Annotated in this window: 15 protein-coding genes; 6 read left to right on the top strand and 9 right to left on the bottom strand. The window is 54.6% G+C overall.

Annotation, left to right across the window (positions count from 1 at the left end; genetic code table 11):
- The first annotated feature begins 79 nt into the window (after positions 1-79).
- Positions 80-760, top strand: a complete 681-nt coding sequence (gene rpiA / locus N5098_RS15915) for a ribose-5-phosphate isomerase RpiA (protein ID WP_267638833.1) — start codon at positions 80-82, stop codon at positions 758-760.
- Between the two features lie 55 nt (positions 761-815).
- Positions 816-1,616, top strand: coding sequence for an orotidine-5'-phosphate decarboxylase (gene pyrF, locus N5098_RS15910; protein ID WP_267638832.1), 801 nt, complete (start codon positions 816-818; stop codon positions 1,614-1,616).
- A gap of 9 nt (positions 1,617-1,625) precedes the next feature.
- On the opposite strand, the gene N5098_RS15905 is transcribed toward pyrF, so the two are convergent.
- The 4 genes from N5098_RS15905 to N5098_RS15890 are packed head-to-tail and all read right to left on the bottom strand — an operon-like array spanning position 1,626 to position 5,427.
- The gene (locus N5098_RS15905; protein ID WP_267638831.1) at positions 1,626-1,832 is read right to left on the bottom strand and encodes a hypothetical protein; all 207 of its coding nucleotides are present in this window, start codon (positions 1,830-1,832) and stop codon (positions 1,626-1,628) included.
- A 42-nt stretch (positions 1,833-1,874) separates the two neighbouring features.
- Complete coding sequence (locus N5098_RS15900; RefSeq protein WP_267638830.1) at positions 1,875-2,624, bottom strand: metallophosphoesterase; 750 nt, start codon at positions 2,622-2,624, stop codon at positions 1,875-1,877.
- A complete protein-coding gene (locus N5098_RS15895; protein WP_267638829.1) occupies positions 2,624-4,156 on the bottom strand; it encodes a hypothetical protein in 1,533 nt (510 codons plus the stop codon). Before N5098_RS15895 ends, N5098_RS15900 begins: the two co-directional genes overlap by 1 nt.
- Entirely contained in the window at positions 4,153-5,427 is a 1,275-nt protein-coding gene (locus N5098_RS15890; RefSeq protein WP_267638828.1) for a Single-stranded DNA binding protein, read from the bottom strand. Before N5098_RS15890 ends, N5098_RS15895 begins: the two co-directional genes overlap by 4 nt.
- A gap of 136 nt (positions 5,428-5,563) precedes the next feature.
- Here N5098_RS15890 and ribH point away from each other — a divergent pair, with 136 nt between their 5' ends.
- Together ribH and N5098_RS15880 are read left to right on the top strand one after the other, a co-directional pair.
- Positions 5,564-5,986 (top strand): 6,7-dimethyl-8-ribityllumazine synthase, encoded by a 423-nt coding sequence (ribH, locus tag N5098_RS15885; protein ID WP_267638827.1) that lies wholly within the window; start codon positions 5,564-5,566, stop codon positions 5,984-5,986.
- Between the two features lie 2 nt (positions 5,987-5,988).
- Entirely contained in the window at positions 5,989-7,146 is a 1,158-nt protein-coding gene (locus N5098_RS15880) for a pyridoxal phosphate-dependent aminotransferase (protein WP_267638826.1), read from the top strand.
- 26 nt (positions 7,147-7,172) lie between these two features.
- Here N5098_RS15880 and N5098_RS15875 read toward each other — a convergent pair whose 3' ends face one another.
- Both N5098_RS15875 and N5098_RS15870 read right to left on the bottom strand, forming a co-directional pair.
- Positions 7,173-9,509 carry a methyl-accepting chemotaxis protein gene (locus N5098_RS15875; RefSeq protein ID WP_267638825.1) on the bottom strand — a complete coding sequence of 779 codons (2,337 nt, stop codon included), beginning with the start codon at positions 9,507-9,509 and terminating at the stop codon, positions 7,173-7,175.
- Entirely contained in the window at positions 9,506-10,765 is a 1,260-nt protein-coding gene (locus N5098_RS15870; RefSeq protein WP_267638824.1) for an ABC transporter substrate-binding protein, read from the bottom strand. Before N5098_RS15870 ends, N5098_RS15875 begins: the two co-directional genes overlap by 4 nt.
- A gap of 382 nt (positions 10,766-11,147) precedes the next feature.
- On the opposite strand from N5098_RS15870, the gene N5098_RS15865 reads away from it, so the two are divergent.
- On the top strand, positions 11,148-11,834 hold the full coding sequence (locus tag N5098_RS15865) for a type 1 glutamine amidotransferase domain-containing protein (RefSeq protein WP_267638823.1): 687 nt from the start codon (positions 11,148-11,150) through the stop codon (positions 11,832-11,834).
- 128 nt (positions 11,835-11,962) lie between these two features.
- Positions 11,963-12,268, top strand: coding sequence for an SIMPL domain-containing protein (locus N5098_RS15860; protein ID WP_267638822.1), 306 nt, complete (start codon positions 11,963-11,965; stop codon positions 12,266-12,268).
- Positions 12,269-12,387: 119 nt separating this feature from the next.
- On the opposite strand, the gene N5098_RS15855 is transcribed toward N5098_RS15860, so the two are convergent.
- The 3 genes from N5098_RS15855 to N5098_RS15845 all read right to left on the bottom strand — a co-directional run bounded on the left by N5098_RS15855 (position 12,388) and on the right by N5098_RS15845 (position 13,534).
- Positions 12,388-12,822: a DUF1810 domain-containing protein gene (locus N5098_RS15855; protein WP_267638821.1), complete on the bottom strand. Its 435-nt coding sequence runs from the start codon at positions 12,820-12,822 to the stop codon at positions 12,388-12,390.
- 155 nt (positions 12,823-12,977) lie between these two features.
- Entirely contained in the window at positions 12,978-13,259 is a 282-nt protein-coding gene (locus tag N5098_RS15850; protein WP_267638820.1) for a hypothetical protein, read from the bottom strand.
- Between the two features lie 38 nt (positions 13,260-13,297).
- Positions 13,298-13,534: a hypothetical protein gene (locus tag N5098_RS15845; RefSeq protein WP_267638819.1), complete on the bottom strand. Its 237-nt coding sequence runs from the start codon at positions 13,532-13,534 to the stop codon at positions 13,298-13,300.
- Positions 13,535-13,667: the final 133 nt, after the last annotated feature.

The raw sequence follows: 13,667 nt of genomic DNA, 5'->3' as shown, positions 1-13,667 counted from the left end.
TCGGCGCGTCCATACACTAATGGCTTTCAGATTCGTCCGTGTGGGAAGCTTTTTGCGTGGGCGGACGGAGCAATCCTGTATGAAACAAGGCGGGTCAGAGAGAGAAAAACGGCATGCAGGTGAGAGTGCAACACAAGCAGTAAGCGATGGAATGGTCGTCGGTCTCGGAACGGGAAGTACCGCCGCGTTCGCTATCGAGATGCTCGGTGAACGGGTCGAAGCTGGCCTCGATATCCACGGCATTCCAACATCATTCCAGTCTCGCCAACTGGCTCGCGACGCTGGAATCCCGCTGACAACACTCGACGTGGCTACACCGGACGTAGCAATCGACGGAGCGGACCAAGTCGTTGATGACACCCTCATCAAAGGTGGTGGCGCAGCCCACGCCAGCGAGAAAATCGTCGACACCGCTGCTGACCGACTCATCGTTGTCGCTGACCCCTCAAAGATAGCTCAAGCGTTGTGTCACCCTGTTCCAGTAGCTGTCCTGCCGGAGGCACGAGCCACCGTCTCTGCTCGCGTCAAAGAGTTGGACGGCACGCCTGAGTTGCGGGACGCGGCGAGCAAAGACGGCCCTGTTGTGACTGATAACGGGAACCTCGTCTTAGACTGTGAGTTCGGAACCGTCTCAGATCCCAAAAAGCTAGCTACATCTCTCTCAGCTATCCCCGGCGTTGTCGAACACGGGCTATTTGTCGGGTGTGCCGACGAAATTCATATTGGAACGAAGGAAGGTGTTACCGTCGAGACGTTGTGAACTTGACTCGACGGAGAGGGCAAGGCTCTTGCAGTATCAGCGTCCAACGACCAGTATGTCGTCGTTTTTCGAGCAACTCGCGACCCGAATCGAGCGCGTTGATAGCGTTGTTTCTGTCGGTCTCGACCCCGACATGGACAAGCTTCCCACAGAAGTACTGGATGCTGACCTCCCTCGATGGGCGTTCAACCGCCGAATTATCGATAAAACCCACGAACATGCCGCCTGTTACAAACCGAACGCGGCGTTTTACGAAGATAGCGACGGCTGGCGTGCGCTTCGTGAGACGGTCGCCTACGCTCATGGCAAGGACGTTCCTGTGTTACTAGATGCCAAGCGCGGTGATATTGGTAACACCGCTCGACAGTATGCAACTGTCCTCGATATGGTCGACGCCATTACGGTAAATCCGTACCTAGGACGCGATTCGCTCGACCCGTTTCTCTCACGGAAGGACAAGGGAGTCTTCGTGTTAGCGCGAACATCGAACGCAGGAGGTGCAGACCTCCAGAATCTCGAACTTGACTCCGGCGAGCAACTCTACGAACACGTAGCGAGTCTGGCTAAATCGTGGAACCACAACAACAACGTTGGTCTTGTCGTCGGTGCAACTCAGCCTGAGGAACTTGAGGAAATCCGTGAACTGGTTCCGGAGTTGCCGTTTCTCGTTCCGGGCATCGGTGCACAGGGGGGTGACGAGCAGGCTGCAATCGAACACGGACTGGCAGATGGCGTCGGCCTCGTAAACTCCTCACGAGGCATTATTTTCGCAGGGGAGACTGGGAGCGGACAGTATTTTGAGGCCGCAGGACACGCAGCGAAACAACTCAAGCGTGGCCTCAACCAGTATCGTTGAGCGAGTGGTTCAGAATTCGTATGTATCGACGCCATCTGGCATGTCCGCTTGCTCGGGGACAGTGTCGGACGTGGTCGAGCCAATTTCGGCAGCACATTCAACGCAGTAGCCGGTTTCCTCGTTGAAATGGCGGTCACAGACCAGTTTTGCACACCGGTTACACGTCTCGCTCACATCGGCACTGCCACAGATCTCACAGGGGGCAGAGACGCTCATACATACTGCTACCGTATCTATATGCTTGAATCCACGGTCTCTTCAGACTCGCTTATACCCTCCAAGTCGCGTGCCGTCAAGCAGGTACGCATCTCCGTCAGTTAACGCCTCAGGGAGAAAGGGTGCGAGAAATTGTTGCTCGGCGATGTTGACGTGTGTCCCTCCTGAGATGTTGTTGAACGCAGGAAACACGACGAGATCCGGTCTAGACGGCTTGTAGTCGTTGCTGTGTGTCTCGAAGACCGTCGTATCGAGAGTGCCCCGGAGCCAGATGCGCTCGACTCTGCTCCCACCGACGGTATCTTCGAGACGGACAAGGGGGTGTTCGTGTCCGATACAGACGATATCTGCGCCTAACACCTTTGGAGACGGCCAGGTGTGGCCGTGGACGAATCCGACGGTCTCAAATCGTTTTCCTGTCGATGCTGTCACTGTTATGTCATGGTTGATACTTGCGAGAAACTCCTCGATTTCGGCGTCATGGTTGCCTTTGACGAGTGTGACCGGAATGTGAAGCGCATCGAACAACGCCGTGAGTTCGGTACGTTCGGCCTCCCAAAGGTCGGCGATTGCATGTACAAGGTCTCCCAGCACGACCAGCCTATCAGGGTCCGTCTCCGAAACGAGTCGACGAATGCGGTCTCGTCGCTGGTCTGCCCGCGAATCGAGCTCGACACCTTCCGTCCTGAGTACCGCCTCGATACCTGCATGATAGTCAGCGACGACCAACAGCCGCTGGTTTCCTGTTTCGACGACGCCTGCAGGGGTCTCCGGTACCGGTTCGACCCTCATCAGATTGGTTTGAGCCTCCCGTCGCCCGGCTCGTAGCATTCGCCGTCCATCAGCGCATCCTGAATTGCGGTCTCTATCTCGTCTGCATCGAGAGTGTATCGTCCGGTCATTTCCTCAACGACGGCTGCTTTGCGTGCCCCGTCTCCCTCATCGAGCTCGGCCATCAACTCGACAACTGCATCCTGCAAGTCATCTGGCTGTTTTTGGGTTGGTTTATCGTCCGAATGCTCCATGGCAGATTCGCTTTCGTCGGCTGTCTTGGATTCGGAGCTCTCCGCTTTTGTTTTATCAGATTCTGACTCGGGTTCCGGGTCTGGTGTCTCGATATCGGCTTCCCCTGGGTTGCCGACTTCGGTTCCGCTCTGGAATTCTGTCCCAAACTCCTCTTTGACCTGTTCTCGAGTTTCTTCTTCGAGTTCAAACTCGTCTGGATCGAAGTCACCGAGGTCATCCGGAGAGTCGACACCGCTTTCAGTTGCGCTTTCACTCTCTGACAGCGCGTTTGACTCCCCGGACTCTGGTTCTGTCGCCTCGCTGACAGTCTCTGACTCTGTGTCTGTCGCTGTTTCCTGTGGTTGGGTCGAATCACCAGTATCGTCTCCCTGCGTTTCGGGTTCTGTTTGTCGTGACACATCTGTAGCCGTCGTTGAGTCGACTGACTCGGGCTCAGCCGTGGCGTCAGCCACAGATGTCTCGCTGGCCTCATCGGAACTGGCAGTCTCTGTCGCTGTTGACTGGGAGTTATCAGTCTCTGTGCTTTCGCTCGCCGCAGGCTTGTCCATCGGTGCTGTTGTTTTCACACCACTGTCGACAAGTTCCATTGCACTGACAGTGCCACGCTCGTCGGGGCTTGCTTGTAGCTCGTCAACTTCGTCGCGTTCACCAGCGACAACCTGGGCGGCATCCAGTGCAAGGTCACGTACTGCGTCGAGATAAGTCGCAGTTGTTTCGTAGTGACTCAAAGCAAGCGGTATTCCAGCAGCAACACTTGCCCTGACACCGAGGTCCTGAAGTTCAGCTTCCAGAGAGTCACCGGTTGTATCGCGTGTCATCGCAGTCCCAATAGTTCCGATACGGTCGAGCGTTTGCTCCGCCGCTTGTACGGTCCATCTGTCTCGCGTTTCTGCATCGACCTCGTTGATGCTCTCAGGGCGGACAGAGGTGAATACTTGGTCCGAATCCTCGGGCTGGAAGGTTCGTGCTTTCCCGGTCATGGCGACGAACGTCGGTGTGTCGACGCGTTCCAGAAATGCCTGTACGTCTGGTTGGTACTGCCCAGCGTAGGTTACGAATGCGCCTGTCGGGTCGACGACCCGGCCACGGAGCACGTCATCGCTCACCTCTTCGACTGCGGTCAATACACCGACTGCAAACAGGCGGTTTACCCGCGCACCTGTCGGTGTAATTACGTAGTTTGGCGAGCGGTCATCATCACTCTCTGAGTAAGAGTAGTCGGCATCGTCGAACTCGGCGGCGAACAGTCGGTATGCGACTTCGCGGTCGCCGATGTTGTCGTCCTCGGAATCACTCATGGTTTCACCTCCGTAAGCAGGCGTTTTGCCCTGTCTTGTGGGTCCTCAACGCGCCGTGTAAACTCGCTGGCTTCAAGATTTGCGCCGTAATCATCGACAGTCAGAGTCCCCCGAACGCGGAACTCCTGCCCGACGATGTTCTCTCGAATCTCCTTGGCGACGACTTCTCTGTCCATGGCATCTCGTGCGTGGTCGCGTGCATCGTCAAGATCACCGTCGTACACCTCAGCGGTGAGGACTTCGTCTAGAACTACTGTCACCGTTCCAGTTCCGTCGTCGAGAATAGCTTTCACGCGGAGGTCATCCTCGCCCTCGACCTCGCCGTGGGTTCGACACTGTCCACTCTGGATTACTCGGCCACACTCTGGACAGCGCTCGATGAGGCCCGACCCATCCCTGACTGCGACGACGTTACCAGTCAGTTCAAGGTCAAACATCCCGCCTGTGTCGACTGCGTCACCGATAGGATACCGTGTTCCAGAGTCCGCAACCTCGACCGTAGAATCCAGTACAGCAACGGTAGTAAACTCCGAAACGTTGACCGAGGGAACGCCTCGGAACTCTCTGATAAACACGTCTTCCAATCGAACCGAGTTCCCGACAGATAACGCCTCTCGGGGTCCCCAGTCAGTGAACGGCAACCGCCCAGTTTCGTCGCCGACGACACCACTTAGAATCTCCGTCTCGCCGTCACGCCCATTTATTGTCTTTTGTTCGGTCTCAAGGACCTGTACGTCGAGATTCACACCACGGTCTCCGGGTTCAAGCGAGGCGAGCGTCGCGTCGCCGCCCACATCGTACTCAACGTCGAGTGTCTCGGACAGTCGTTCTACGCTTGTCGAATCACCGAGGTTGAGTTCGGGGTTGCCCTCCCATTCACGGATATCTATGTTTCCGAGATGAACCGTTTCGCCGGTTTCGAGGTCGAAATCCTCCCACGAGGTATAAGAAATCTTCCCACTCTCGTCTGCCATCTCTCCCTCGAAGATGACATGCTGTTCCCCGTTGTACTGGATGGACCGTTTGCCAACCGAGAGAATACGGACATCGACGCCAACGCGAGAGTCACCTGTCGTGATTTCGGCAATAGATTTGGTCGAAACCTCTTCTGGACTTCCCGAATCACTCTCATCATAGTTGCGACGGACCGTCTGCTTGGCCTCGTCGATTGGGACCCCGTACTGGTCCAGATTTTCGAGCTTCTGTTTGACCTCCGTTTTGTCAACACCGAGGCTGGAGGCGAGTTCCTCGGCATGGTCTTCGAGACTCATACCGCGCTTTTTGGCGCCCCCATACAAAAATCGTTGCCGTACCACCCAGTCTCCGGGGAGGCGACGAAGTCTTGGGACCCTGTTCTGGCTTGACGATAACGGTACTTCTATACTTCACCGTCTCTCGTTCGAATATATGGTACGTTTGGGGCTGGTGGTTGCCCAATTCAATAAGAAGACGCCGGTAACACAGGAAATGGAGGCTGCAGCGCGAGCTCGTGTTGAGGAACAAGATGCCAATATTGTTGAGACAATCACTGTTCCCGGTGCTTACGATACGCCACTGGCTGCGGACCGACTCGCCAGGCGGGATAATATCGACGCTGTCGTCGCTCTTGGCGCGATAATCACTGGTGATACGGACCATGATGCAGTTATTGCCGATGCCGCTGCACAGGGGTTGACTGAGGTTAGTCTCGACAGAGACACACCTGTTGCATTTGGTATCATCGGCCCCGGAATGAGCCACGACGAAGCGCGTGCTCGCATCGAGTACGGGGCAACTGCCGTGGATAGTGCTATCGAACTAACCAACTCACTCCCATCTCACAAGAGCTAACGATGACTGACTTCACCTTCGCAGACCGCGTTGAACGTGTATCGCCCAGTGCGACGCTCGCGATTAGTAACAAAGCGTCAGCACTCGAAGCAGACGGTGTCGACGTTGTCGACCTGAGCGTCGGCGAGCCCGACTTCGACACGCCACAGCCAATCAAGAACGCAGCCGAAGATGCACTTGACGCAGGCCATACGGGCTATACATCTTCGAACGGTATTCCCGAACTACGCGAAGCTATCGCGGACAAGCTTGCCGATGACGGACTTACGTTCTATGACTCTGAGAACATCATTGTCACACCCGGCGGCAAGCAGGCACTATTCGAGGTATTCCAGACGCTAATCGACGACGGTGACGAAGTTGCGCTGTTGGACCCAGCCTGGGTCTCTTATGAAGCAATGACAAAAATTGCGGGTGGAACAATCACCCGAGTCGATACTGCAACACACGACTTTGCACTTGAACCTGCGATACCGGACCTCGCTGACGCGGTCTCAGACGAGACAGAGTTGCTTGTTGTGAACTCACCGGGGAATCCACACGGTGCGGTCTACTCCGATAGCGCGCTCGAATCTGTCCGTGATATCGCTGTCGAACACGATATTACCGTTATCTCGGACGAGATCTACAAGGAGATCACCTACCACGACACGACAGCAACGAGTCTTGGGACGTTATCGGGGATGGAAGACCGGACGATTACGGTAAACGGCTTTTCGAAAGCGTACGCGATGACCGGCTGGCGACTCGGGTACTTTGCAGCACCCGAGTCTGTAATCGAACAGGCAGGAAAAGTCCACAGCCATTCTGTCTCGTGTGCGACGAATTTCGTTCAGCGCGCTGGCGTAACCGCTCTCGAAGATGTCGACGAAGAAATTGACGAGATGGTTGAGGCCTTCTCTGAGCGACGTGAGTTTCTCGTTTCGGCCTTCGCGGACCATGGTGTCGATATTGTTGAGCCAGATGGCGCGTTTTACATGATGGTTCCTGTTGCAGACGACGACCAGGCCTGGTGTGACGAAGCTATCAGCAACGCTCACGTCGCGACTGTGCCTGGGAGTGCGTTCGGGACGCCGGGATACGCTCGTCTCTCCTATGCAAACAGTAAGGACCGACTCGCCGAAGCAGTTGACCGACTTGTCGACGAGGACCTTCTGTAAAATCGCCTCTTTTCTTATCGCTCCTATCAGTCAGCCTGGTTTGTCTCGAACCGTTTTAGACGCTGTGAGAGGTTTGACGCTTGGTCGGCAAGCGAGGCGACACTGTCTGTGACTTCGGTAAGCGATGCAGTCTGTTCTTCGGCCGCTGCGGAGACATTCTCGGCTTCTGCCGCCGACTCGTCACTCGACGCTGCCACGTCGTCAACCGCAGAAACAACTTCTTCGGCAGATTTTGCTTGCTCGTCTGTCGCCGCTGAAATCTCTTGGACTCCGTTGTTGGTTTCCTCCGCGTAGGTAGTGATTCCTTCAAGTGCCTCAACAGCTGGCTCAACAGCTTCGGTTCCTTGTTGGACCCTGTCACGGGTTGTCTCGACAACCTGAACAGATTCCTCGGTCTGGTCACGAATTGTCTGGATTCGCTGCTCAATCTCGGTTGCCGCTTCCTTAGCGTCTGCTGAGAGCGCCTTAATTTCTTGAGCAACAGTGTCGAAACCATCTGCATTGTTGCCCTCTCCTGCACGGGTTGCTTCGATAGACGCATTGAGCGCAAGCATGTTCGTCTGCTCAGCAACGTCCGAGATTGCGTCGACCAACTCGTCAATGCGTTCGACTTCCGTTTCGAGCGAACGAATCGTCTCAACTGCCCGCTCAGACTCCTTTTCGACTTTGTTCATCTCGGAAATCGCGTTTTGGGCTGCTTCCTGTCCTGTCTCGCTTGATTCGACAGTCTGCTCTGCCACACCGGCGACTTCACTGGCAGTCGATGCAATTTCTTCTGTTGTTCCTGAGAGATTTGACATCTCGGTCTGCGTCTCGCCGAGGCGCTCGCTCTGCTGTTCGGTTGCAACAGATATCTCTTGAATCGAGGTTGAGACCTGTTCGCTCGCCTGCTTGACCTCTTTGGTCGAAGTCGTAACACGCTCGCTCGCACCGGTAACATCAGCAGCGAACTGTTTGACTTCGCCGACTGCGGCTTCGATATCTGCGAGCATCTCGTTGAACTCTTCGCCAATCGTGCGCATCTGGTCGTTATCGGTGTTCACGTCGGCACGAACCGTGAGGTCCCCGTTGGCAGCGGCACGCATCGTCTCTCCGTACTGGTCAGCAACCCGTTCGAGTTCGTTCATCATCTCCGAGACACGTTCGCGCTCGGACTCAGCATCTTCTTTTGCTATTTCGGCATCTTCTTTTGCCTCCTCGGCTTCGCTTTTTGCCTCTTCAGCCGCCGTAATCTGTGCGTCTAACGATGTCCGCATCCCGTCAAACGCCTGGTAGAGACGCCCGACTTCGTCTACTCGGTTCGTTTCGAGTTCGACAGAGCGGTCACCTTGTTCAATCTTCTCGGCTTTGTCCCGCAAGTCTCTGAGCGGTGTGACTGTCTGGCGAGCAAGGACAAACCCAGCCACAAGTAACGAGAGCAGGCCCGCAGCGATGACAACAACAAGCGTCAGGCCGACTGCGTCGCTGGCGGCGAACGCTTGACTAGTCGGAGCCGTCGATACGGCGACCCAGTTGTTGTCGGGCAGGGCAGCGTAGGCGGTTACTGTCCCGCTATCCTGCGTGAACTGTTCTCCGTTGCGCCGCGTTCCAAGCTCCGAAACCACTCCTTGGTCGAAGTCACCGCTGAGTTCGCTGCTGCCAAGAACGGTCCGATTCTCTGTATCGACGATTAGTGTCTCTTGATCGTCGTGCAGTTGGCGGAGCCCGTCGACACGGTATTCGATGGTACCAACGACGACTGCAATCCGTGCCTCGTCACCCTCGATTGGGCTGGCAAATGACATTACCTGGTCATCAACAATTTGGTCGTTGTAGGCCGTCGGTGATTTCCACACATCGTTTGCCGATGTGAGATCCACCCCGAGGTCAATATCGGTCCACGGCTCGTCGATGCCGCCGAGCGATTCTCCACGAATATCGAGGTTTGTGCTCGTTAGCACCTGGTTTTCGTTTGTATCAACAATGTGAATAGCACGCACATCGACAGGGAGCTTTGCCTGTTCTTGTATCACATGAGCTTGTGCAGTCTCCTGGCTTGTGCCTGCAAGGTCAGGTGACGAAGAGAGCGAACGGGTATGTGCTTCCATCGAAATAGTCCACTGGTTGATGGAATCTGCATGCATGTCGACCATCGCGGTCAACTGCTGCTCTGTATCGTCTTGTACTGTTTGTTCAGCGTTGACATAACCTGCGGCACCAACTGCCGAAATCACAACAACAACGGCCAAAATTGTCAGTACGAATTTCGCACGGTAGCTACTCCGGACAAATGATGGAACGAGCGTCCCAAACACTGTCCGTTTGCTGTCGGCTTCACCCTCAGATTGGTCGCTGTCATCAGCTTCTGTGTCTTCTGTACTCATGCTGACCCCTCCGGTGGCGTCAACTGGTCAAGCACTTCTTTCCCACTGTCTGTAAACGTGAGATACTCGTACTGAACAGGGCCACCGTCACCGCTCCCATCAAACTCAATTTCACCGGCTGCACCGCGATACTGGATATTTTCGCCCGCGCCGGCACGTTCGATGCCTTCAGCTAGCTGTCCTGGCTGGATTTCTGTCCCATCTCCGACGGTCACTTGTCGCATCTGTCGGGCAATTGCGGCCCCTTCATTCTCACCAGCTGCCGCGTTAGCAAGCAATAATGTGGCAGCCGCATCGTATGAGTTCGAACCAAATAGGCCGGGTTCAGCCCCGTATTCGGCACTGTACATCGATACGAACGACTCTTGACCGGGACCAACTGAGGCCGGCACAGCACCATATGCGTCTTGATGGAAGTCTACACTTTCCTGGACAGACCCATCCACTAACCCATCACTCACAAAGAGCACCTCACCATCTTGGTGTTCGTCGTAATAGGTCTGTAAAAGTGGGATACCGTTCTCCGGATAGCCGACGACAAACAGTAGATCTGGGTCTCCAGTGAGAGCTGTTCCGAGTGCCTCACTGTAGGACTCACTCTCCGGTGAGTATGACTGCTGGCTCAGCACTGCGCCATCGAAGGAGGCCGAGAACGCTCCCGAAAGCTGCCGCCCGTAATCACCTTGCTCGTACAGTGTTGCGGCCGATTCAGCACTGTGTTCGGCTGTTGCAAGCTGAGCGACGATAACCGCCTGCAACGAATCGACTGGCGCGGTTCGGAACGAAAACCCTCTATCGCTCAAGATTGACAGTGTCGGAGTTGTTGCGGAAGGACTACATGAGACCACCTCTGCTGGAATTGTTGCCTGTTGAGTCATCTGGAGTGTTCCACCCGACGCAGCGGCCCCGACGATAGCAGGGAAATCGTCCTCTATCAACGACCGCGCAGCGTCAATCGCCCCAGTTATGCTCGTCTTTGAGTCTTGGACCTGGAATTCAACGTTCGCTGAGAGGTCCGACCCCTCCAGTTCAGTAGCTGGGAGACTAGCTCCATTTACTAGAACTTCTCCAGCCGATTCTAGTGCTCCAGATTGTGGCAACACTGCACCATACCGTAACGTCCGACTTGAGAGCGGTGGCCGTTCGTCGACGCTGTTTGTTGTCTCTGATAAACAACCGGCGAAAGCCGCTGCACCGCCGGCTGCGGCGAGAAACGTTCGTCTCTGTAACGGTTTATCTCTTGATTGCCCCGTCATTTTTTCGTTCAGTTTGTATCTGGTATGTATCATCCTTAATGTTTCTTCGCTAGTATCGAATTTGATACTGAATGGTTTTCGTGTATGATAGAATCCAGGTTTTAGACACGCTTTGCCGACTTTTCTGGAAACGAATGTTAGAAATAGATGTGCTAGCCGCAGATATGTAGCGTACAAATCTTGTATTGCCTGTGTTCGAGACAAATAGATCTTGCCTCCCTGATTGTTGGTCGCATGTAGTCTTCTTCAGATAGGGCACACTTATCAGCAACCAAAACCAGTTCCCGTCGGATATGAATGCAGTATTATACTGTATATACGACACAACAGTGCACTATTCTAAAACAAGTGCTTTTTGTATGCTGGTACCAACAAGATACTGATGTCTGATGCACTCTTTATCGTAAGTGAAGAAGGATACTGGGGCGAAGAATGTATTGAGCCGTTGCTGACACTGTCAGACGCTGGTGTTGAAGTCACTGTTTCGACCCCAAGCGGAGGGCCACCAGTTGTTGACGAACGTTCCGTTGACCCTGACGAAGTTGGTGAAGAAACTGCTGAACGTGTGCTTGAGGTACACAGGTCAGACCAGCGGTTACAGAATCCGGTTGCCTTGGCAGACACGAATCCACAAACGTATGATGCTGTCGTGTTCCCGGGTGGCCACGGCACTGAGTGGGATATTACACAGGATACACACGCCCGAGATGCACTCCGAACGGCTGTCGAGAGTGATGAGATGAAGGCGCTTGTTGTCTGTCACGCTGTCGGAATTCTTGCATTTACACGGAATTCCGACGGTGGATTGCTTGTCTCTGGGCGAGACGTGACAGGATTCCCGAACGCGTGGGAAGAAGGAATTGTCGACGAGAACGACCTCATGCCAGACGGTCGAAAGATGCCCTATTGGGTCGAAGACGAAGTGAAAGCTGCCGGCGCAACATGGGATGCTGAGCTTGATGCAGCTACGTCGGTGAGAGTTGATGGTGACCTTATAACAGCGCGTGGCCCTCCATCGTCACGCAAAGCTGCAGTTACGCTTCTCGATGAGATGGGTATTGAACGCTGACTCGTTCGGTTATCGACATGATTGTCGAAGCTGTGACCGACGTGTTCGGCCAAGAGCCTGCGGCAGCCTTTCAGGCCAAAGAGCGCTAGATTGAGTGTGCCCCAGCGTCCGCAGAAAACATCATCGAAGTGACAGAATCCGGCCGAAGAGTCCAGCTGGTCCAGTTTCAGATTCACGAAGCGGCGCGACAACAACTGCAAGACGATACACTGGCGGCGGCGACGAAGCGGGCTCGCGAGAAGGCTGCACGGATTGCCGGTGTGGAAGGGTGGACTGTCTCCGAATTGTTGGGCGCCACGACCAAGGAGGTGTCCACAGGCATGGACAGCATCGTCGATGAGGCGTTGAGCGACCATCCTGATACCGACTTCATACCACAACCAATGGTCATCTCAGAGTCTTTCGAAGCCAATTTCAAGCTGATTACAGAATAAGACGATCATAGGCGCTAACGCTCTGGCCATATTCCTCGTGCAGTTATCGATGCTGGTGACGTGGTTACCGAAGTCCCCACCGTGACAGTTCACTCGCCCATATGCGACCTACTGAATTATCACCCTGAAAGGAATTGGACCGTCTGCGCATCACGGTCGCCGTCGTAGAACTTTTTTAGTGCCGTTCCGAACGGGGCTGGGTCACTTGCAACCGTATCAAAGAGTGTCATTGATGACTTAAATTTCAAATCGTCCGGTGATCCAAAGATTTCCTTGGCGGACTTCCCGTTGATCTTGTTGACGAGTTCAGTGCACTCACGCAAGCGTGAACCCAGAATCGTATGGGTCAGATAGGCTTTCGCCTCTGCTCGAGATGATATCGCATAGCGTTGGGCCATCTGACTGCTTCCAAGACCGTCAACTTGCGGAAACACGAACCACATCCAGTGGGAGCGTTTGCGGCCTGAACGCAGTTCGGTCTTTACTTGGTCGATAACGGAGTCCTGTGCGTCGACGAACCGCTGGAGATCGTGCGGGTCGTTGGAACCGGCCATTAACTTCGAATGAGTGGTGGACTGTCGTTATACTTGGGGGCGCTGTACTGACTATTCCGGCGCAAACAGGCGAGTGAGTAAATTCAAATCGAACTGACAGTGTGTATCGAGACAGATCTCTTTGAATATCCTCATCAGTGAAGCCACAACTTATTTCAACTCTCCTGAACAGCCGCGATAATCGCTTTTAGTTCATCTTTCCGGAACGACGACGGTGCTTCTTCCGGATTCTCCTCTTCTACGAACCCAATCTTCGATAAGATGCCTGCCCTCATTTCTGCTTTTGGCGGCAGACGCCCGCCCGTCTCAATCTCATACCCAACTGCATCACACAGTGCGGCGAGGTCTTCTTTCGTGAACGCTGGCGTTCCCTCTCGTTCAAATCGACCTACTGCGACCCTGATTGCATTTCGAAGCTCAGCGACGGTTTGTCCCATACTTGCTAGGAGACACACGACCACTGTCTTTGTTCCGGTCAGACATCGGGATTTCGACAGTCGCCTCGAAGCCCGGCTGCCATCTCGTTCAATCTCTGGTCGCTGGCCACCTTTTTGCCGTCCAGGCACGTCGTCTCCCATACTTCAGGGTTGTTCTCTGCCCGGAACGTTTCCGGGTCAGCGTGGCTTTCTTGCAGGGCACTCTGTAACAGCAGGCTGGCAAGAACGTAGTCGGGTCGATGGCTCGGCCCGTGCGTCTCAAGTGGGACAACCACTGTTGGTCGGAGCTACCATACTCTCCTGGTACGTGTTTACCCCCAATCGATTTCGATAGTCTCTCGTAGGAGCCGCGAAATTGGTTGCGTAGATCGATGCAACAGGCGGACAAACGTATCTCGGAGGGATGGT

This window comes from Halovenus rubra (assembly GCF_026586665.1).
GTDB classification, from domain to species: Archaea; Halobacteriota; Halobacteria; order Halobacteriales; family Haloarculaceae; genus Halovenus; species Halovenus rubra.
The sequence above is the reverse complement of the archived record's forward strand: the minus strand, read 5'-3'. Positions and strand labels throughout refer to the sequence as shown.